2 protein-coding genes are annotated in these 793 nt (G+C 39.2%); both read left to right on the forward strand.

The window, feature by feature from the left end; genetic code table 11:
- The first annotated feature begins 99 nt into the window (after nucleotides 1–99).
- Nucleotides 100–408, forward strand: coding sequence for a hypothetical protein (locus tag H5079_RS18135; RefSeq protein WP_182684622.1), 309 nt, complete (start codon nucleotides 100–102; stop codon nucleotides 406–408).
- A gap of 3 nt (nucleotides 409–411) precedes the next feature.
- Nucleotides 412–654 (forward strand): hypothetical protein, encoded by a 243-nt coding sequence (locus H5079_RS18140; RefSeq protein ID WP_182684623.1) that lies wholly within the window; start codon nucleotides 412–414, stop codon nucleotides 652–654.
- Nucleotides 655–793 lie beyond the last annotated feature (139 nt).

Genomic DNA, 793 nt, shown 5'->3' on the forward strand with positions numbered 1-793 from the left:
AATTATTAAACGATTAACCAAAGGCTTAAACCCTTGGGATATACCCAAATCAATAATTGAAGCCACAATTACCCCACCCAACCAAATGGAGTTTTTAACATGAAAGTAATTTTATTATCTGCGGCAATGGGTCGTGGTGTGTCTAGTAAATCAGGCGCGGCAAAACCTTACTCGTTTTCTTCTATCTCGTACCTAGTACCAGAGCAAGATTACATTCAAGGCGACCACAATATACAAAAATGTGGCTTTGAACCTAAAAGTGTAGAAATGACAGAAGACCAAACGCTTTACAACAAATTCAAACAAATCACTGAAGCAAACGGTATTTGTGAAGTTGATTTAGTTTTACAGCCAGACCCTAGAAATATGTCACGCAATATTGTTGCTGATGTTTCATTGGTGAAATAGAAAATGTCTCAATGCGTAGCTATCCAACCCGACCAAACTTTAAAAGCCGTTACTGGTGTTTGTGACTTTGTGATGGTTACACAAGCTGAGTTCCTAGAACTACAGCAACACGGATTAGTAAACGTTCTTAATGAATTGTTTGCTTTTGACTTGGCCACTTTCGGCCTAATTAACTCTGCGGCATTTGTCGCTTTTATAACTGCTCATTGTATCGGTCGTGTCGTCCGAGTAATGGGCAAAACATAACTCCTAAAGGGAAACTAAAAATGAAAAATTTATTAAAAAGTAAAGCAGTGAAGTTTGTTGCATTTGGTTCGGCTGTTATGGGTTCGGCAACTGCGTTTGCTGCTGACCACACCGCTGCAATTGATGCTGCTGTAACTGA

Source organism: Pseudoalteromonas sp. SG44-5 (assembly GCF_014164175.1).
In the GTDB taxonomy this organism is placed as follows: domain Bacteria; phylum Pseudomonadota; class Gammaproteobacteria; order Enterobacterales; family Alteromonadaceae; genus Pseudoalteromonas; species Pseudoalteromonas nigrifaciens.

Excerpts from the sequence above, each read along its gene's own strand:
- H5079_RS18135 (WP_182684622.1), top strand. The coding sequence starts at position 100 with ATGAAAGTAATTTTATTATCTGCGGCAATGGGTCGTGGTGTGTCTAGT.
- H5079_RS18140 (WP_182684623.1), top strand. The coding sequence starts at position 412 with ATGTCTCAATGCGTAGCTATCCAACCCGACCAAACTTTAAAAGCCGTT.